The organism is Xanthobacter sp. DMC12 (assembly GCF_056314105.1).
This window is the reverse complement of the sequence record NZ_JBQUYZ010000001.1, coordinates 1,756,990-1,776,244: the sequence shown is the minus strand read 5'-3', so window position 1 is coordinate 1,776,244 and position 19,255 is coordinate 1,756,990. Positions and strand designations below refer to the sequence as shown.

General features: G+C 67.6%; 12 protein-coding genes and 1 tRNA gene. 12 read left to right on the top strand and 1 reads right to left on the bottom strand.

Annotated elements, in window-relative coordinates; all coding sequences use genetic code 11:
• The 5 genes from ACT535_RS08205 to ACT535_RS08185 form a co-directional block, all read left to right on the top strand.
• Positions 1-897, top strand: an 897-nt coding sequence (locus ACT535_RS08205; RefSeq protein ID WP_476363969.1) for a 3-hydroxyacyl-CoA dehydrogenase, incomplete at its 5' end; no start/stop codon positions are given.
• Positions 894-2,927: a phenylacetic acid degradation bifunctional protein PaaZ gene (gene paaZ, locus ACT535_RS08200; protein ID WP_476363968.1), complete on the top strand. Its 2,034-nt coding sequence runs from the start codon at positions 894-896 to the stop codon at positions 2,925-2,927. The genes ACT535_RS08205 and paaZ, both read left to right, overlap by 4 nt.
• Before the next feature lie 167 nt (positions 2,928-3,094).
• Complete coding sequence (locus tag ACT535_RS08195) at positions 3,095-3,511, top strand: hypothetical protein (RefSeq protein ID WP_476363967.1); 417 nt, start codon at positions 3,095-3,097, stop codon at positions 3,509-3,511.
• A gap of 214 nt (positions 3,512-3,725) precedes the next feature.
• Positions 3,726-5,990, top strand: coding sequence for a TonB-dependent receptor (locus ACT535_RS08190; protein ID WP_476363966.1), 2,265 nt, complete (start codon positions 3,726-3,728; stop codon positions 5,988-5,990).
• Between the two features lie 364 nt (positions 5,991-6,354).
• Positions 6,355-7,917, top strand: a complete 1,563-nt coding sequence (locus ACT535_RS08185; RefSeq protein WP_168460378.1) for a 2-isopropylmalate synthase — start codon at positions 6,355-6,357, stop codon at positions 7,915-7,917.
• 64 nt (positions 7,918-7,981) lie between these two features.
• Here the strand turns inward: ACT535_RS08185 and ACT535_RS08180 are convergent, their stop codons facing one another.
• A complete protein-coding gene (locus ACT535_RS08180; RefSeq protein WP_476363965.1) occupies positions 7,982-10,060 on the bottom strand; it encodes a DUF6600 domain-containing protein in 2,079 nt (692 codons plus the stop codon).
• A gap of 264 nt (positions 10,061-10,324) precedes the next feature.
• On the opposite strand from ACT535_RS08180, the gene ACT535_RS08175 reads away from it, so the two are divergent.
• From ACT535_RS08175 to ACT535_RS08145, 7 genes are all read left to right on the top strand, one after another.
• Entirely contained in the window at positions 10,325-11,299 is a 975-nt protein-coding gene (locus ACT535_RS08175) for a tripartite tricarboxylate transporter substrate binding protein BugD (RefSeq protein ID WP_168460376.1), read from the top strand.
• A 193-nt stretch (positions 11,300-11,492) separates the two neighbouring features.
• Positions 11,493-11,954, top strand: coding sequence for a tripartite tricarboxylate transporter TctB family protein (locus tag ACT535_RS08170; RefSeq protein WP_168460262.1), 462 nt, complete (start codon positions 11,493-11,495; stop codon positions 11,952-11,954).
• A gap of 10 nt (positions 11,955-11,964) precedes the next feature.
• The gene (locus ACT535_RS08165) at positions 11,965-13,464 is read left to right on the top strand and encodes a tripartite tricarboxylate transporter permease (RefSeq protein WP_168460260.1); all 1,500 of its coding nucleotides are present in this window, start codon (positions 11,965-11,967) and stop codon (positions 13,462-13,464) included.
• A 125-nt stretch (positions 13,465-13,589) separates the two neighbouring features.
• A tRNA-Lys gene (locus ACT535_RS08160) sits at positions 13,590-13,665 on the top strand.
• 561 nt (positions 13,666-14,226) lie between these two features.
• Positions 14,227-17,028: a phage/plasmid primase, P4 family gene (locus ACT535_RS08155; protein WP_476363964.1), complete on the top strand. Its 2,802-nt coding sequence runs from the start codon at positions 14,227-14,229 to the stop codon at positions 17,026-17,028.
• Positions 17,029-17,545: 517 nt separating this feature from the next.
• Entirely contained in the window at positions 17,546-18,748 is a 1,203-nt protein-coding gene (locus ACT535_RS08150; RefSeq protein ID WP_476363963.1) for a phage portal protein, read from the top strand.
• Complete coding sequence (locus ACT535_RS08145) at positions 18,748-19,254, top strand: HK97 family phage prohead protease (protein WP_476363962.1); 507 nt, start codon at positions 18,748-18,750, stop codon at positions 19,252-19,254. The genes ACT535_RS08150 and ACT535_RS08145 overlap by 1 nt, the downstream gene beginning before the upstream one ends.
• Position 19,255: the final 1 nt, after the last annotated feature.

Sequence of the window (19,255 nt, the reverse complement as noted above, 5' to 3'; positions counted from 1 at the left end):
ACCTCCTATCTCGACCTCGACGCCATCGCCGCCGCGACCTCCCGGCCGCAGGATGTGGTGGGCCTGCACTTCTTCGCCCCGGCCAACATCATGAAGCTGCTGGAGATGGTCAAAGCCACCCACACCGCGCCGGATGTGCTGGCGACCGCCCTCGCCCTCGCCAAGAAGATGGGCAAGCAGCCGGTCGTTGCAGGCAATTGCGACGGCTTCATCGGCAACCGCATCTATGCCGTGTATCGGCGTCATGCGGAATATCTGGTGGAGGACGGCGCCAGCCCCGAACAGGTGGATGCGGCGCTGGAGGCCTTCGGCTTCGCCATGGGCATCTTCGCGGTGTCGGACATGTCCGGCCTCGACATCGCCTACGCCATGCGGAAGCGCCGGGCGGCGACGCGGGACCCGAACGAGCGCTACGTTTCCATCGCCGATGCTCTGGTGGAGGCGGGTCGGCTCGGCCGCAAGACCCAAGGCGGCTGGTATGCCTACGACGCGGCGGGCAACCGGACCACCGATCCGGTCGTCACGCAGATCATCGAGCAGGCCCGCGCCGCCAAGGGCATTCAGCCGCGATCCTTCACCCCCGAAGAGATCCAGCTCCGGCTGCTCGCTGTGATGGCCAATGAAGGCGCGAAGGAACTCGCCGAAGGCATCGCGCTGCGCCCGTCCGACATCGACCTTGCCTTCGTCAACGGCTACGGCTTCCCGCGCCTCAAAGGCGGCCCCATGCACGCCGCCGACGCCCTTGGTCTTCCCACCATCCTCGCCGAAGTCGAAGCCGCCCACGCCACCGGCGGCGCCGGCTCAGACCCCGCACCGCTCCTCGCCCAGCTCGCGGCCGAGGGGAAAACATTCGCAGACTGGCTGAAGGCCGGCGCTCCCAAGGGAGGGACCCAATGACCAAAATCCTCGACAGCTACGCCCGCGACCGCTGGTTCACCCCCGAGGCAGGACTGGTGGACATTCCGAGCGCCATCGATGGGCGCGTGGTGGCGCGGGCCTCCACCCGCGGGCTCGATTTCGCGGCCATGGTGCGCCATGCACGCGAGGTGGGCGGGCCGGCGCTGCGGCGCCTCACCTTCCATCAGCGGGCCGACATGCTGAAGGCCCTCGGCGCCCACCTCACGGCCCACAAGGACGCGCTTTACGCGCTCGCGGCCGACACCGGCGCCACCAAGAGGGACAATTTCTTCGACATCGACGGCGGCATCGGCACCCTCTACGCCTACGCCTCGCGCGGGCGGCGGGAGCTGCCGGGCGAGCGCTTCGTGGTGGAAGGCGCGCCGGAGGCCCTGTCGAAGAACGGCACCTTCATCGGCCTCCATGTCTTGACCCCGCTCCATGGCGTCGCGGTTCATGTGAACGCCTTCAACTTCCCCTGCTGGGGTATGCTGGAGAAACTGGCCCCGGCGATCCTCGCCGGCATGCCGGTCATCACCAAGCCGGCCACGGCCACCGCGTATGTGGCCGAGGCCGTGGTGAAGCTCATCATCGAGGCGAACATCCTGCCGGCGGGGGCGCTGCAGTTCGTCGCCGGATCGGCGGGGGACCTGCTCGATCACCTCACGGGGCAGGACGTGCTCTCCTTCACCGGCTCGGCCGCGACCTCGCAGGCGCTGCGCGACCATCCGGCGGTCTCGCGCAACGCGGTGCGCTTTATCGCCGAGCGGGATTCGCTCAATGCCGCCGTACTCGGACCGGACGCGGTGGAGGGCACGCCCGAGTTCGACCTGTTCATCGCCGAGGTGGTGCGCGAGATGACGGTGAAGGCGGGCCAGAAGTGCACCGCCATCCGCCGCATCATCGTGCCGAAGGCGCAGGAAAACGCGGTGATCGCGGCCCTCTCCGCCCGTCTCGCCGCCATCGCCGTGGGCGACCCGCGCCGCGACGACGTGCGCATGGGCCCGCTCGCCAGCCGCGCCCAGCGCACCGCCACACAGGAGGCGGTGAAGGAGATCGCGGCCGAGGCGGAGATCGTGTTCGGCGATCCCGAGGCTGTCGCGCCCGTGGGGGCGGATGCCGCCACCGGCGCCTTCATGGCCCCGGTGCTGCTGCGCTGCCCCGAACCGCTCAAGGCCACGGCGCCGCACGCGGTGGAAGCCTTCGGCCCCGTCGCGACCGTGATGGGCTATGACACGCTCTCTGATGCGCTGGCGCTGGTGGCCAAGGGCGAGGGCAGCCTCGTCGCCTCGGTCTATACCTATGATCCGGCGGTGGCGGAGGAACTGGTGTTCGGCATCGCCGCCCATCACGGCCGCCTTGTGCTGATCGACCGCGACTGCGCCAAGGAATCCACCGGCCACGGCTCACCGCTGCCGGGCCTCGTCCATGGTGGTCCGGGCCGGGCCGGCGGCGGCGAGGAGATGGGCGGCCTGCGCGGCGTGTTCCACTACATGCAGCGCACCGCCATCGAGGGTTCGCCCGCCCGCCTCTCGGCCCTGACGCGCACGTGGCTCTCCGGTGCGCCAGCTCCGATCGCCGCCGAGCATCCCTTCAAGCGCAAGTTCGATGCCCTCAGCGTGGGCGACACGGTGGAAACGGCATCGCGCACCATCACGCTGGAAGACATCGAGCATTTCGCCCATTTCACCGGCGATACGTTCTATGCCCACATGGATGAGGAGGCGGCGAAGGCGAACCCCTTCTTCCCCGGCCGCGTGGCGCACGGCTACCTCATCCTGTCGTTCGCGGCCGGCCTGTTCGTCGACCCGGCGCCGGGGCCGCTGCTCGCCAACTACGGGCTCGATTCGCTGCGCTTCCTGAAGCCCGTTTCGCCGGGGGATGCCATCCGTGTGCGGCTGACGGTCAAGAACAAGCAGCCCGCCCGCAAGCCGGAATACGGCGAGGTGCGCTGGGATGCGGAAGTGTTCAACCAGGATGGCGACACCGTGGCCCGCTATGAGCTGCTGACCATGAGCAGCCGTATCTGATTTAGGGCGGCGCTACCCCTTGGCGCCGCCTGACCAGGCGAAATCTGCGGCAAGTTTGCAACAGTGTTTGCGGACCGTGCGTCCCGGCTGCCGTCCGCAGGGTCGGCAGCCCATTCCGCCGTTACACATTCCCGTGAGGAATGGTACTCCTGTGGCGGGAGCGGCACATGGCTGGACGCAGGGGCATCAACGCATTCGCACGACACGTGGCTGAAAGAGCCGCGGGCCGCGTCGCGGCGCGTGTTGCCGGCTGGGCTGTCGCCTATGTGCTGGTCCTGCAGGCCGTGCTCACCGGCTTCGCCCTCGGGTCGATGCCCATCGGCATGGACCCGGAGCTGTGCATCAGCGCGGCCGCCTCCGGCGCGAATTCAGATGGCGGACATGACGGCGACCCGGCGCAGCATCGCCATTGCCAGGCCTGCCTTGCACGGGCGGATCTGCCCGCTCTGCCGCCACCACCGCCGGTGCCGGACCTCGCGCCGCTCACCGGCGCGCTCCGGCTCGATTTCGGTGCGCCCTCCGCGCCGCTTCACACCCATGTCCTGAGCGCCTTCCGGGCGCGTGCACCTCCCGCGGCGGCCTGAAGTCGTCCGGTCTCGCCGCTGACGCGGCGCGGGGCCGGGCGCGCTGTCCCACGGTCCGTGCGTTCTCCCGTTTCACGACTGGGAATGCTGCGACCCGTCAGCTTGCAAGGCAGGCAGACGGGTGCGCGTCGGCGCGGCCAAGGTCTACCGCACCAAAAACAATTCCGCTCTGCCGCGCCTCATCCCGCCGGCCTGCGAGCGCGAGGACACGCAAATGCCATCCCCCATTCTCTCCGCCGGGACCCTGTCCCGGCTGCGCGGCACTTTCGCGCGCAGCACCGCCCTGTTCGCGCCGTCCGCGCTCGCGCTGGTCCTGATGCCGACGTTCATCGCGCCCGCAATGGCGCAGACCGGCCCGCAGCCGTCCACCGAACTGCCGCCCGTGACCGTGCGGGCCACCACGCCGGCGGCGACGGCCTCGGGTGCCGGCGCCGATTCCAGCAACTTCTCCCCGGCGGACATTGCGCTCATCTCCGGCAGCGAGGCGCAGGCCGCGACGCTATGGACCAGCGATTCCGGTTCGCTGCTCAGCCGCATCCCCGGCGGCGCAGCCTGGGGCGCAGGTGGGGTCTCGAGCCTGCCGGCAGTGAACGGCATGGGGGCGGACCGGGTACAGGTCGCGGTCAATGGCATGCTGTTCGGCATCGCCTGCCCGAACCAGATGAATCCGCCCTTTTCCTTCGTCAATCCGGCGATGATCGCCAACGTGAAGGTCTATACGGCCACCGCACCGGTGAGCGTCGGCGGCGACTACACGGGCGCGCGGGTGAACGTGACGGTGGCGCCCCCGAAGTTCACCGAGGGCGAGCAACTCACCGTCTCGGGCAGCGTCTCCGGCTATTATCGGAGCAACAATAACAGCTACGGGGTCGACGCCACGGCCACCGTCTCCAATGCCGACACCAGCGTGACCTATACCGGCGGCTGGGCCAAGGCGAGCGACTATGTGGCGGGCGACGGCACCACCATCAAGTCCACCCTATATGAGACCCAGAACCACGCGCTGACCATCTCGAAGAAAGTCGCCGACCAGCTGTTCACGGTGGGCATCGGCGGCCAGTTCATCCCTTACGAGGGCTATCCCAACCAGTATATGGACCTCGTGGAGAACAAGAGCCTCAACGCCTTCGGCCGCTATCTCGGCGAGTTCGACTGGGGCCAGCTGGAAGGCAACGTCTTCGCCAACCAGATCCGCCACACCATGGGCTTCGTCGCGCCGGACAAGACCGGCGACATGCCCATGGACACCAAGGCGACCGACATCGGCTATTCGCTGAAGGGCACGCTGGCGCTCTCCGCCCGCGATACGCTGCGGATAGGCAACGAGCTTTACTACAACAATCTCGATGACTGGTGGCCGCCCGTTGCCGGCTCCATGATGATGGGACCGGACACCTTCCAGAGCATCAACAATGGCCAGAAGCTGCGCGCCGGCATCTATGGCGAGTGGGAGCGCAGGATCGACGACCGCTGGACCGCCGTGCTGGGTGTGCGCAACGACGTGGTGTGGATGAACACCGGCGACGTCCATGGCTACAACGACATGATGTACGGCCTCGATGCCGCGCTCTTCAACGCCCAGAGCCACGCCCGCACCGACTTCAACGTCGATGCCTCCGCCATGCTGCGCTACGACGCAAACGCCGCCAGCACCTACGAGTTCGGCCTCGCCCGGAAGACCCGCTCGCCGAATTTCTACGAGCGCTATGCCTGGTCCACGAACCCCATGGCCATGGACATGATCGGCTGGTTCGGCGACGGCAACGGCTACGTGGGCAATCTGGACCTCAAGCCGGAGGCGGCCCACACCGCGAGCTTCACTGCCACCTGGCACGATCCGGTGCGCAACGCCTGGGAGCTGCGCGTCTCGCCGTACTACAGCTATGTGGTCAACTACATCGACGCCGACCGTTGCCTGCTGGCGGGCTGCCTCGCCAGCCAGCCCAACAATGCCTACGTCACCAACAATTTCGTCTTCCTGCAGTTCGCCAACCACGACGCGTGGCTCTATGGCGTGAACATCGACGGCAAGATGGAGCTGTGGAACGACCTCGCCTGGGGGCAGGGCGTCTTCCGCGGAAACCTGAACTTCGTGCAGGGCCAGCGCACCGACGGCGTGAACCTTTACCACATGATGCCGCTGAACGGTGTCATTGCGGTGGACCACAAGCTCGGCAGCTGGACCAACAGCCTCGAGCTGCAGATGGTGGCGGCCAAGGTGCTGGTGAGCCAGGTGCGCAACGAGCTGGAGACCTCGGCCTACGCCCTGCTCAACTTCCGCACCAGCTACGAGTGGCAGCAGTTCCGCTTCGACTTTGGGGTCGAGAACATCCTGGACACCAACTACAACCTCCCCCTCGGCGGCGCGAACCTCGTGAACTACCAGGTCTCGTCGATGATGGGGACGTCTGCGGCATGGGGCTTCCCGGTCGCCGGCATGGGCCGCTCGTTCAACACGCGCGTGACCTACACGTTCTGAGAAAACGGGGGCGCCGCGTGGTGGCGTCCCCGACCGCTCTTGCCCACGGGCCTTGCTTCCGTCGGCCGGTTCGGCTAAGAGCGGCATCCCGTACTCGTGAGCGAAGAGCAGAGCGCCCCCGTGTCGTCCCGCACGACCAAGACCGCCGCGTCTCAGCCCCGGACCATCAAGGTTCCGGGCAACGCTCTTATTCTGCGCGCGCTTCTTCTCCTTAGCCGCCCCTGAGGGCCGGCCGGGCTTGCGCCTGGGCACTCAGGGGAACCTCCGCCGCCGGGCTTGAAGACCCGGCGCCCGTTTCGGCTTATGATCCGGACAACATATCCCCGCCAGACGGGCCGCGCCGGACGCGAGAAGGACCATGCTCATGACTGCCAATGCCACCGCCGGCGCCAACGACCGCGTCGTGATCTTCGACACCACCCTGCGCGACGGCGAGCAGTGCCCCGGCGCCTCCATGACCTTCGAGGAGAAGCTGGAGGTCGCTGCTCTGCTCGACGAGATGGGCGTGGACGTGATAGAGGCAGGCTTCCCCATCGCCTCCATCGGCGATTTCGAGAGCGTGGCGGAGATCGCCCGCCGGGCCAAGAATGCGACCATCGCCGGCCTCGCCCGCGCCATCCCCGGCGACATCGCCCGCTGCGGCGAGGCGGTGCGCCATGCCCGCCGCGGCCGCATCCACACGTTCGTCTCCACCTCGCCGATCCATCTGGAGCACCAGATGCGCAAGTCGCAGGAGGAGGTGCTGGAGATCATCGCCGCCACCGTCACCCAGGCCCGCAACCTGGTGGAGGACGTGGAGTGGTCGGCCATGGATGCCACCCGCACGCCGCTCGACTATCTCGCCCGCTGCGTGGAGATGGCCATCAAGTGCGGCGCCACCACCATCAACCTGCCGGACACGGTGGGCTACGCCACGCCGGACGAATACCGCACCATGTTCCGCACCATGCGCGAGAAGGTGCCGAACGCGGACAAGGCGATCTTCTCCGTCCACTGCCACAACGACCTCGGCCTCGCGGTGGCGAATTCGCTGGCCGGCCTCGAAGGCGGCGCCCGGCAGATCGAATGCACCATCAACGGCATCGGCGAGCGCGCGGGCAATGCGGCGCTGGAAGAGGTGGTGATGGCGCTGTCGGTGCGGCGTGACGTGCTGCCCTACCAGACGAGCGTGAATACCCACGCGCTCACCCGCGCGTCCAAGCTGGTATCGGCGGTGACCTCCTTCCCGGTACAGTACAACAAGGCGATCGTGGGCCGGAACGCCTTCGCCCACGAGAGCGGCATCCATCAGGACGGGATGCTGAAGAACAACCAGACCTACGAGATCATGACCCCCGAGAGCGTGGGCGTCACCAAGACCTCGCTGGTCATGGGCAAGCACTCCGGCCGCGCCGCCTTCCGCGACAAGCTGAAGACGCTCGGGTACGAGCTGGGCGAGAACGCCCTCAACGACGCATTCGCCCGCTTCAAGGATCTCGCCGACCGCAAGAAGGTGGTCTACGACGAGGATATCGAGGCGCTGGTGGACCAGGAGATCGCCCTCTCCCACGACCGCATCAAGCTGCTCTCCCTGTCGGTCATCGCCGGCACCCACGGGCCGCAGCGCGCCACCATGCGCCTCTCCGTGGACGGCGAGGTGAAGACCGAGGAGGCAGAGGGCAACGGTCCGGTGGATGCCACTTTCAACGCCATCAAGGCGCTGGTGCCGCATCAGGCCAAGCTCGACCTCTATCAGGTCCACGCCGTGACCGAGGGGACGGACGCGCAGGCAGAGGTGTCGGTGCGCCTCGAGGAGAACGGCAAGGTGGTCACCGCCCGCGCCGCCAATCCGGACACGCTGGTCGCGTCCGCGCAGGCTTACATCACGGCGCTCAACAAGCTCCAGATGAAGCGCCAGAGCGTGAACGCCCAAAGCGCGGTGGGCTGAAGCCCGCTTCAGCCTGTCCCAATGAAGAAGGCCGCCCCGAAGGGCGGCCTTTTTCGTTTCAGCGTCAGTTGCGGCCGGGTCCGTCGCCGCCCGGTCCGCCAGCGGCTCCTCCCGGGCCAGCCGGGCCGCCGGGCCGTGCAGCCGGGGCGGCAGGGCCGGGACGGGCGGCGGCGGCGCCTCCCGGCGTCGGGCCGGGCTGGACGCGCTCACGTGCGGCGGCAGCGGCCGGCTCGCGTGCCGGACCATCGCTCTGCGCCCGATTGGCCGGTCGCTCGGCCGGCGCGGCCCGCTGCGGCGCGGGGCGCTCGGGGGTCGCCCGTTCTGGACTGGCGCGCTCCGGCGTCGCCGCCCGTTCGGCCGGGCGGGGGCGATCCGGGCTGGGCCGCTCCGGCGGCGTCGCGCGCTCGGGCCGCTCGCGCTCGGCGCGCGGGGAGGGGGCGTTCTTCGGCTGGTCCATCTGCCCAGGGGAAGGACGTTCCTCGCGCCCCCGGTCCGGACCGGTGGGCACCGGCGGACGGTTCTGCGAGCCGTTCTGCTCCTGACGCGCATTCCCGTCGGGCCGGGGCTGGGAAGGATTGGCCGGCCGGTTGGGCGGTGTCTCCGGCTGGCGTCCCTGATCGGGCTGGGCCTGACGGTCCTTGCGCTCGGCGGGATTGGCGGCGGGCGGCGTGTCCGGCTGGCGGGCGCGGTCCGGCTCCGCCTGACGCTCGCTGCGCTCCGGCTGGCCGCTGCGGGGGGTGTCGGGACGCGCCGCATTGGGCGGGGTGCGGTCCGGCGGGGTCGCCGGTGCATCGGGATTGCGCTGCGGCGTGCCGGGCGCGCCCGGGCGCGCGGCCTCGCCCGGGCCGGGCGGCGGCATGGGCGCGCCGGGTCGGGCATTGGGACCACCGGGACGATTATCGTCGGTGGCGCGGGCCGGCACGGCGTTCGGCCGCTCCTGTCGGATCTTGTCGATCACCTGCTGTGCCCGCTCCTGCCGCTGCTCCACCCGCTGCTGCAGCTTCTCGTTGCGCGCCTTGATGGCTTCCAGGCGCTTCTCCTGCAGTTCCTTGGCATCGCGGTTGGCGTCCTGCACCGTCTGCTGGAGGCGATCACGCTGGCGGTCGCGCAACTGCTCGATCTCGCGCTCATAGGCGCGGTTGTTGCCGGACCAGCGCTGCTCGCGGAGCTGGCGACGCTGGTTGTCGTCGATGACCGAGAGCAGTGCCGCCGAGGGTGCCGCGAGGCCGGGCACTCGCTCGCCCACATAGTTGCGCACCAGAATGCGCCGGTCCTGCGGGATCTCCCGCTCGAAGCGCGGCGGCGGCGGCACGCGGTTGGCGCGGGCGACCCGGGGGCCGTAGATGCCCACGTAACCGCCGCGGTCGTCGAACTCGTCGCGGTAATTGTCCACGAACACCACGCGGCGCGAGGGGATGCCCCCCTGCACCACCGAATCGAATTCGCGACGGTCGACGAAGCGGGTCATCACCACGCCGTCGCGATACACCGGCTGGTAGACGCGGGGATTGTCCCGCGACAGCCACACGGCGATCTGCGCAATCGGCGCCACGTGCAGCGCCAGCTCCGGCGCGGCGAGGTAGCGGTTTTCGACGAACACCCAGCTTTCCGCGACCGGCGGATCCATCACACGCGGAGCGCCATAGGCATAGCCGCGGGAATCGGGAGCGATCGGTGCCCAGCCGGTCTTTCCGCCGCCGCTGCGCCACGTCACCCAGGCCGGCGCCCAGGTGTCGCCCGGGACCCAATACCAGCCATAGGCCGGCTCATAGCCCCAGCGGCCATAGTGGTAAGTCGCCCAGGCGAACGGCTCTGCCGAATCCCAGTACCAGCCGTAGTCGTCGGTCCACAGCCAGCGGCCCTCCTGATAGGGCCGCCACGAGGCGTCGAGGCCGGAAGGCACGAAAACGTAGTCGTAATCTGGATGGCGCACCCAGCTGCCATGCTCGGCCAGCGGCTCGTAGAAGATGTTGATGTCCACGCGCTCCCGGCCGGCCTGCTGGGGCTGGCCCTGGGTCCGTTTCTGCGCCTGCTGCGCGGCTGCCGGCGTCGCAACGGCCAGCGAAGCGACGGCGGGAACCGCGAGCGCCAGCGCCACGGTGGAGAGCAAGGCCCGGCTGAGGGGCGAGGGCGAGATTCTCATGGCGTCTCCTTTCGAGATCGTCCTTTGAGAACCTGCGGCGGGACGGCTGGTTCCTCCTCCGACACGTCTCGAAAAGCCAAGCCCGGACATGGGGTTGAGGAAGGAGGCTTGGCCTTGGTGCGGCCAGAAGGTGGCACCTCGGCAAGGGACGCGGTGCCATGGTGCCAGTAACGTTGAGGCAATTGGGACTTGACGCAAGGGCGCGTGCGACCTTCAAAAGGATAGGAAAGGGACGCTGAAGGATCCCTGGAGGAGGACATGCCCATGCGAATGCTCTCGGCCGCCCTCGCGCTTGCCGCGGCGATCGGATTCACGGCGACGGCGAAAGCGCAGGACTATCCCACGCGGCCGATCACCATGGTGGTCCCCTTCGCGGCCGGAGGCCCGACCGACACGGTGGCGCGCCTCGTCGCGGAATCCATGTCGAAGACGCTGGGCCAGCAGGTCATCGTGGAGAATGTGGGCGGTGCTGGCGGCACCCGTGGCGCGGGCCAGGTGGCGAAGGCCGCGCCCGATGGCTACACCATCCTGCTCCACCACATCGGCCAGGCCACCGCGGCAACGCTCTATCGCAAGCTGCCGTACAACCCGGCGACGGATTTCGAGGCCGTGGGCCTCGTCACCGCCGTGCCCATGACGATGATCGCCAAGCCCGGCTTCGCGCCCAAGACCATGGCCGATGCCGTGGAATTCGTGAAGGCGAACAAGGACAAGGTGACCTACGGCAATGCCGGCGTCGGCTCCGCCTCGCATCTGTGCGGCATGCTGTTCATGTCCGCGATCGGCACGCAGATGACCACCGTTCCCTATCAGGGCACGGGTCCGGCCATGAACGACCTCGTCGGCGGCCAGATCGATCTGATGTGCGACCAGACCACCAACACCACCGGCCAGATCAAGGGCGGCAAGGTGAAGGCCTATGCCGTCACCACCAAGGACCACGTGAAGTCGCTGCCCGACCTGCCCACCATGCAGGAGAGTGGCCTCAAGGACTTCGAAGTGGCGGTGTGGCACGGCATCTACGCCCCCAAGGGCACGCCCAAGGCCATCGTCGACAAGCTCAACGCCGCCCTCGACGTCGCGCTCAACGACCCGAAGGTCGTCGCGCGCTTCGCCGACCTCGGCACCGAGCCGGAGCCCAAGGACCGCCGCAGCCCGGCCTTCCACAAGGATTTCGTCATCGCCGAGATCGCCAAGTGGAAGCCGGTGATTCAGGGCGCCGGCGTCTACGCCGACTGACGGCCCACACCTCCGCAACAAGCGTCGCGGCCGCCGGACGCCGCCGCGACGCTGGCTGACATCGGCCGGCTACACCGATGCCGGCTTGTCCTCTCCAAAGACACCCCGCGCGGCCGGAGCCAGCCGCGCGTGCATTCACACAGCAGGCCAACTGCCAGAGCGCACCCAGAACGCGCCGGCAACGAGGGGGGACATGAACATCATCCGCAATCCGAAGGACGTCCTGTCGGGCCTCCTCTTCATCGCCCTCGGGCTCTTGTTCGGCTGGCAGACGCAGGACCTGCCCATGGGCACCGCCGTGCGTATGGGGCCAGGCTATTTCCCGCTCGTGCTCTCGGCGCTCCTCGGCCTGCTGGGGCTCATCATCCTCATCAACGGCCTGCGCTTTCCCGGCGAGATGCCGAGCGGCATCGCCTGGCGTGCGGTGCTCGTCATCACCGGCGCGGTGGTGTTCTTCGGCTTCGGCGTGCGGCCCCTCGGCTTCCTGCCCGCCCTCGGCATCTCGGTGTTCGTCTCGGCGCTGGCCTCGCGCCTGTTCACCTTCCGGACGGCTCTGCTGAACACCGCGGTGATGGTGATCTTCGCCTGGGCCGTCTTCATCAAGGGGCTTGGCCTGCCCATACCCATCATCGGCCCGTGGCTCGGCGGATATTGAGGAGGCGCCCATGGACCTTCTCGACAACCTCGCCCTCGGCTTCTCGGTCGCCCTGTCGCTGCAGAATGTCTTCTACTGCTTCGTTGGCGCACTGCTCGGCACGCTGATCGGCGTGCTGCCGGGCCTCGGCCCGGTGGCGACCATCGCCATGCTGCTGCCGCTCACCTTCGGCCTGCCGCCGGTGTCCGCCCTCATCATGCTCGCCGGCATCTATTACGGCGCGCAGTATGGCGGCTCCACCACGGCCATCCTCATCAACCTGCCGGGCGAATCCTCGTCGGTGGTCACCGCCATCGACGGCCACCAGATGGCCCGCAAGGGCCGGGCCGGCGCGGCGCTCGCCACGGCGGCGCTGGGCTCCTTTTTCGCCGGCTCGGTGGCGACCTTCCTGCTTGCGCTGTTCGCGCCGCCGCTCGCCAACCTCGCGCTGCAGTTCGGGCCGCCCGAATATTTCTCCCTGATGGTGCTCGGCCTCATCGCCTCGGTCACGCTGGCGTCGGGCTCGGTGGTGAAGGCCATCGCCATGATCGTGCTGGGGCTGATCCTCGGCCTCTCCGGGCAGGACATCTACACCGGCACGCCGCGCTTCACCTTCGATCTGCAGGAACTCTCCGACGGCTTCGACTTCGTCGCGCTGGCCATGGGCATGTTCGGCATCAGCGAGATCATCCGCAACCTCGAGGACGAGCACCAGCGCTCGCTTGTCGCGGCCAAGGTGAAGAGCCTGATGCTGACCAAGGAGGAATTCAAGCGCATCATCGCGCCCGTCCTGCGTGGCACGGTGATCGGCTCCTTCCTGGGCATCCTGCCGGGCGGCGGGGCGATGCTCTCCTCCTTCGCGTCCTATTCCATCGAGAAGAAGATCTCGAAGAACCCGCGCGAGTTCGGGCGCGGTGCCATCGAGGGCGTGGCGGGGCCGGAGAGCGCCAACAACGCCGGTGCGCAGACTTCCTTCATCCCCATGCTCACGCTGGGCATTCCCTCCAACCCGGTGATGGCGCTGATGATCGGCGCCCTCATCATCCAGGGCATCACGCCGGGCCCCAACGTGGTGACCGAGAAGCCGGACCTGTTCTGGGGCGTCATCGCCTCCATGTGGGTGGGCAACTTCATGCTGGTGTTGCTGAACCTGCCGCTCATCGGCATGTGGGTGCGCCTGCTCACCGTGCCCTATCACGTGATGTTCCCGGCCATCATCGCCTTCTGCTGCATCGGCGTGTACAGCGTGAACAACAACACGTTCGACGTGTACACCATGGCGTTGTTCGGCCTGCTCGGCTACGCGCTGGTGAAGCTCGATTGCGAGCCGGCGCCGCTGCTGCTGGGCTTTGTCATCGGCCCCATGCTGGAGGAATACCTGCGCCGGGCCATGCTCATCTCGCGCGGCGATCCCACCGTGTTCGTCACCCGCCCCATCTCGGCCGTGCTGCTGCTGCTCGCATTGGCAGCGCTTGTGGTGGTGCTGCTGCCCTCGGTGCAGAAGGGCCGCGAGGAGGCCTTCAAGGAGTAAATCCCCAAGCGGCGGCGCGGCGGCGGGAAGACCTGTGGAAATCTTCGCCGCCGCGCCGCCCGAGGCCCTTGCCAGCCAGAAACTCATTTGCTACACGAACGCCTCCTCTGGGGGCCACCCCGGACGGGCGCATAGCTCAGTTGGTAGAGCAGCTGACTCTTAATCAGCGGGTCCTAGGTTCGAGCCCTAGTGCGCCCACCATCAAATCCCGGATTTGGGTGGATTTCATCGTTTCACGTTAGGACGTGAGACGTCTTCCGCATGATGTGCGGTCATTCTCATTAATCTTGCTCCCTGCTCCGAAAGCGGTCTCTCCGCTCTTCCAGCCGCGCCGAAGGGCATGGCGGGATACCCGCGAGGGCTTCTGCCAATGCGGGCCGCCCAGCAGGATCCGCGCCGCTGCTGCCGGCGCACAAGCGCGGCACGAACCCTCCACCATGCCGGACGTGCTTGCGGGCGGATCGCCTGTGAAGCTCCAGGACGCGGCTGAAGCTCCAGGACGTGGCGCGAGGTTTTTGGGGCGATCTGGGACAGCCCGATCGGACCGCGAAGAGGGCGGCTCAGCTGAACAAGCGGTAAAGGCCAAGGGGAAGGCGACGGGCTGAGCGTCGTTCGATTGCAAGCCGACAAGCTCTTGTCACGGCTCGCGAATTTGGAGCGGGCGATGGGAATCGAACCCACGACATACAGCTTGGGAAAATCGGGCAAACTATTGAAATGACGATCTGAGGTTCCTCGCCATCCTTCCGGATGGTGGAGAGAATGTCGCATTCGATCGTTGAAGCTGCCCTCGCTTATGCCGCCCTCGGATGGCGGGTTTTCCCCTGCGACCCTCACGCCGAGAAGCCGCGCTCCAAGCGGCCTCTGGTGGTCGCCGACAAGGGCCCGGACGGCAAGCCCATCGAGGGCACCGGCTGGCCTTTGAAGGCCACCACAGACGAAGCGCAGATCCGCGCGTGGTGGAAGCGTTGGCCCCACGCGCTGATCGGCATGGCTCCCGGCTGGGCTGGCGGTTATGTGGTGGATCTCGATCCGAAGGGCGAGAGCGTCGATGCCGTGGAGGCGCGCCTCGCGGAAGCGCTCGGCACTCCGTTGCCGGCCGGCCCGCGCACCATCACGCAATCGGGCGGGCGGCATGTGTGGTTCCGCCGGCCGAACGGCGCGCACTTCCCGAACGATCCGCCTGGGCTGAAGAACATCGATATCCGCTGTGACGGCGGCTATGTGATCCTGCCGCCGAGCGTGCTGGCGAACGGCAATGCCTATCGGTGGGAGGGCGAGCCCTTCGACCCTGAGACGGCGCCCGAGGTGCCGCCCGCGCTCCTGAAACTGATCGCTGATCGCAAGTTGCATCGTCATGAGCATGATGGGCCGGCACTGTCCTCGCGCGAGAGTGGGCCGGCGCGGGTGCTCGCCTCGGATCGCCCCGGCGAGGAGGCCAAGCGGCGCTATGCGCGGGCGGCCCTCGATCGGATCGCGGCGGATCTCGCCCGCGCGCCGCAGGGAACGCGCGGCACGGCCCTGTACACCGCCGCCTGCCAGTTGGGGCGCTTCGTCGCCGCCGGCGCGATCTCCGAACGCGAAGCTCTCGCCGCCCTGGAGGATGGCGCCGACGCCAACGGCCTGATGCGTGAGGACGGACGCAACCGGGTGTCGCGCGACATCCGGCGCGGCCTCGACACCGGCGCCGGCGACGCGGCGGACGTGATCGCGCGCCTCGATGTGGTCGCCAGCGAGGCCGAACGCCGTGCTCGGACGGTCGGCCGCCCTCCGGAGCCTCCCCCGCCGGACGATGACTTTCCGCAACCCGCCGACTTGGACGCACAGGCCGGCTCTGATGACGACATGGGGGACGAAGCCGACTTCGGCGACAATGGCGGCCCGCCGCTCGATGATGACGAAGGTGAAGGGCCTTCGGATGGATCGACTGTTGGCGTCGATATGGAGGCCGTGGCGGCATGTGCGCGCCTCGACCATTCCGATACCGATAATGCGCGGCGTTTCATCTCCCACTTCGGCAGCGATCTCGTGGTGTTGGAGACCGAGGGTGTCACGAACACCGACTATTACGCTTGGGGCGGGACACATTGGGATATGGCCGGTGGCAATGACACCGCCATTCGTTTCGCAAAACAGGTCGGCGGGCGCATCGCCCTTGAGGCGGACTTTCTCAGCGCAACGCCCGCAGAGCGCCGGGCCATGGAAGAGGGCGAGCGGGCGGCGGCGGACCTGGCGCGGCTGGAAACCCGGTCCGCAGAATGGACGGATGGTGACAAGGCGCGCGCCCGTGGCTTGCATCGTGTGATCGAGGCAGGGTCGGAGGCTCGGGCGGCTCTCGACAAGCGCAAGCTCGTTCGGCGCAAGTTCGCTGTCTCCAGCAAGAACAAGTCGCGGATCATCGCCATGAAGGATCTCGCGGCCTGCGACCTCACGCGCAGAGCCTCGGGCTTCAATGCGGATCCGCGCATGGTGGCGTGCTCCAGCCACACCTTGCGCTTCCGGAAGGTAGTGGACCCGGAATGCCCGGATCCTGGCGTGGTGCGCTACACCTACCGGTGTGAAGCCATCGTTGGGCATCGGCGCGAAGACTTCATTACCAAGCTCGTGCCGGTCGCCTTTGACCCGGATGCCACGTGCCCCCGCTTCGATGCCTTCATCCGGCGCTTCCTGCCGATCGATGCGGTGCGGCGGTGCGTGCAAGTCGGCGCGGGGCTCGGGTTGCTTGGCCTGCCTGTGCAGAAGGTGTTCTTCCACTATGGCAACGGCGCCAACGGGAAGAGCGTGTTTCTCGAAACGCTGGTTCGCGTGCTCGGTGCCCATGCGGCTAGCCTGCCCACGGAAGCCATCGTCGGGAGCGGCGACAAACAAGGTGGACAGGCCTCGCCGGAGCTGGCGCGGCTCTATGGTGTGCGCTTCCTGCGGATCCAAGAGCTACCCGCAAACGCACCGCTGAAAGAAGACGTGGTGAAGAAGCTCACCGGCGGCGAGGCCATTCCGGTGCGCAACCTGTTCAAGGGGTTCTTTGAGTTTCAGCCGGTCTTCATCGCTCACCTGTCGGGCAACGGCTATCCGCGCATCGACGGCACCGATAACGGCATCTGGCGACGCATGGCGGTCATCAGGTGGCCTGTCACGCTGGAAGATGACGAACAGCGCGACTTCGAGGAGGTGGTGGGCGAGCTGGTAGAAGAGGCGCCGGGCATCCTCAATTGGTTGATCGAGGGTGCACTGACATATCTTCGCGAAGGTCTTGTGATCCCGTCCGACGTGCGTATGGCGACGCAGGAATATCGCGATGAGATGGACGTTGTGGGGGCGTTCCAAGACGCCTGCGTCGAATTTGCAGCTGGGCAAAGCGTGACCGCCCGGACTATGTATCACGCCTACGTCGATTGGTCTGAGCAGAACGGGAAGCGGCCTGTCTCAGAGACGCGCTTCGGCCGCGACATGAAGCGCAAGCTCGCGCACGGCCACGGTCGCCACAAGATCCAGATCTACCTCGATTGCCGCCTTATTGATCTCTGCGACCCGGACGCCTCGCCCCGCAGCCCCTCCGACGCCTGAGGGGTCATTTCAAACCCGCCGCGCGGTGGGTTTGGTGGTGGGTTTGCGGTGGGTTTGGCGAACACCCACCGCACCATATTATGCCATTATATCAGAGCCTTGGATGACGCCGCGGTGGGTGCGGTGGGTTTCCGCGCGCATATACAATGCGTAAACGGAGTTAGGAGGATCGGCGAAGCGGGAAACAAAAAGCATATATATGCGCGACTTTAACCCACCGTACCCACCGCATGATCATATAATGTATTGATATTAATAGACGTTTTTGACTTCTCTATCTGCAGTGAACTCACCGCAACCCACCGCAACCCACCGCAGCGATAGAGAGGGGGGTGGTTTTTGACTTCGCCTCCTTCAGCTGGGACCGGCGGGGATCCATCGCGCGCGATGGGGGCTGTATGGTGTTTTTTGCTTATGGATCAGTGAGGTAGGGTGAAGTTGGTAGGCTTCGGCGTGTCCGAAGTTGGCCGAAGTAGCCATCTAGCGACGGCGCGCGACGCGGCTCATAAAATTGAGGATGCTAAAGGCCCTCGCCCGCTTCACCTCCTTCCTGGCTCCGCAGCGCAAGTCGCTGGCGGCGCCCGATTCCGACCTCTTGGCGCTGTTCGGCGCCTCGGCGCCCACGGCGGCGGGGGTGAGCGTCGGCCCCGGATCGGCCCTGCAGGTGCCCGCCGTGGCGTGCGCCGTCCGCGCCATCTCCGAGGCGGTTGCGACGCTCGACGTGAAGGTGATGCGCCGCGACGGTGCCGCCGAGGTGGAAGCGCCGGAGCACCCCGTTGCGGGCCTCCTGCGCGACCGCGTGAACGACTGGACGCCCGGCTTCGAGTTTCTGCGCGACCTCGTGGCGTCGGCCCTCCTCTACGATCAGGGCGGCCTTGCGTGGGTCAACCGCGTCGGCGCCCGGCCGGTGGAGGTGATCGCCTATGACGCCGCGCACCTGACGGCACAGCGCCACGAAGACGGCACCGGTGCCTATCGCTATTTCATCAACGGCCGCGAGGAGCCGGCGGCCAACGTCATCCACCTGCGCAGCCCCTTCGGCCGCTCCCCGGTCACGCTGGCGCGGGAGAGCATCGGTCTCGCTCTCACTCTGGACGCGCACGCGGCTCGGCTGTTCGGCAACGGTGCCAAGCCGAGCGGCCTCCTGAGCCTCAAGGGGCGGGCCACTCCCGAAGCCATCAAACGCATCCGCGAGGCCTGGCACCTCGCCCATGGCGGCGGGAAGTCGGGCGGAACGGCTATCGTTGACGACGACGCATCGTATTCGCCGCTCACCATGACCAGCGTGGACGGCCAGTTCATGGAGCTGACCGGCTTTCAGGTGCTCCAGATCGCCCGCGCCTTCCGCGTCCCGCCGCAGATGCTCTTCGATCTGGAGCGCGCCACGTGGTCGAACAGCGAACAGATGGGCCGCGAGTTCCTGACCTACACGCTGGAGCCCTGGCTGCGCGCGGCGGAAAGCGCCCTGCGCTTGGCGCTGTTCTCGGCCGAAGAGTACCCGACGCATCGCGTCATGTTCGAACGCGACGACCTCACGCGCGCCGACCTCGGCGCACGCGCCACGGCCTATTCGAGCCTCATCGCCTCCCGCGTGGTGAACCCCAATGAGGTGCGCGCCTGGGAAGGCCTGCCCGCCTACGAGGGCGGCGCCGAGTTCGCGAACCCGCACACCGGAAGCAATCAGGCCGGCGCCGCCGCGCCGCAGGACGGGGGCATCTGATGGACCGCCTGTTCCTCGAAACCAAGATCCTCGTCGACGAGACCGGCGCCATCGAAGGGCTGGCGTGGCCCTTCGGCACGCCCGACCGCGTGGGCGACGTGATCGAAAAGGGCGCCTTCGCCTCGGCCCGTGTGCCGCTGCCCATGCTGTTCGGTCATGACCCGAGCGACCCGGTGGGCGTGTGGACCGAGGCGATCGAGGCGCAGGACGGGCTGCGGCTGAAGGGCCGGCTCCTCGTCGACGAAGTGGCCCGCGCCCGCGAAGTGCGCGCCCTGGTGAAATCCGGCGCGGCCGGCGGCCTCTCCATCGGTTTCGTCACCAAGAAGGCCGAGCCCCGCAAGGGCGGCGGCCGGACCATCAAGGCGCTGGAGCTGGTGGAGTGCTCCATCGTCTCCATCCCCATGCATCCCGGCGCACGTGTCACCAGCGCCAAATCCGCGGCGGCGGCGCTCGCCATCGCCGGGGCTCTCCACCGCGCCGCACTGGCGATCGGCAGCAAGAGGTAAC

Coding starts and splice junctions, on each gene's coding strand:
- ACT535_RS08150 (WP_476363963.1), top strand. CDS start 17,546: ATGCTAAAGGCCCTCGCCCGCTTCACCTCCTTCCTGGCTCCGCAGCGC.
- ACT535_RS08165 (WP_168460260.1), top strand. CDS start 11,965: ATGGACCTTCTCGACAACCTCGCCCTCGGCTTCTCGGTCGCCCTGTCG.
- ACT535_RS08170 (WP_168460262.1), top strand. CDS start 11,493: ATGAACATCATCCGCAATCCGAAGGACGTCCTGTCGGGCCTCCTCTTC.
- ACT535_RS08185 (WP_168460378.1), top strand. CDS start 6,355: ATGACTGCCAATGCCACCGCCGGCGCCAACGACCGCGTCGTGATCTTC.
- ACT535_RS08180 (WP_476363965.1), bottom strand. CDS start 10,060: ATGAGAATCTCGCCCTCGCCCCTCAGCCGGGCCTTGCTCTCCACCGTG.
- paaZ (WP_476363968.1), top strand. CDS start 894: ATGACCAAAATCCTCGACAGCTACGCCCGCGACCGCTGGTTCACCCCC.
- ACT535_RS08155 (WP_476363964.1), top strand. CDS start 14,227: ATGTCGCATTCGATCGTTGAAGCTGCCCTCGCTTATGCCGCCCTCGGA.
- ACT535_RS08190 (WP_476363966.1), top strand. CDS start 3,726: ATGCCATCCCCCATTCTCTCCGCCGGGACCCTGTCCCGGCTGCGCGGC.
- ACT535_RS08145 (WP_476363962.1), top strand. CDS start 18,748: ATGGACCGCCTGTTCCTCGAAACCAAGATCCTCGTCGACGAGACCGGC.
- ACT535_RS08175 (WP_168460376.1), top strand. CDS start 10,325: ATGCGAATGCTCTCGGCCGCCCTCGCGCTTGCCGCGGCGATCGGATTC.
- ACT535_RS08195 (WP_476363967.1), top strand. CDS start 3,095: ATGGCTGGACGCAGGGGCATCAACGCATTCGCACGACACGTGGCTGAA.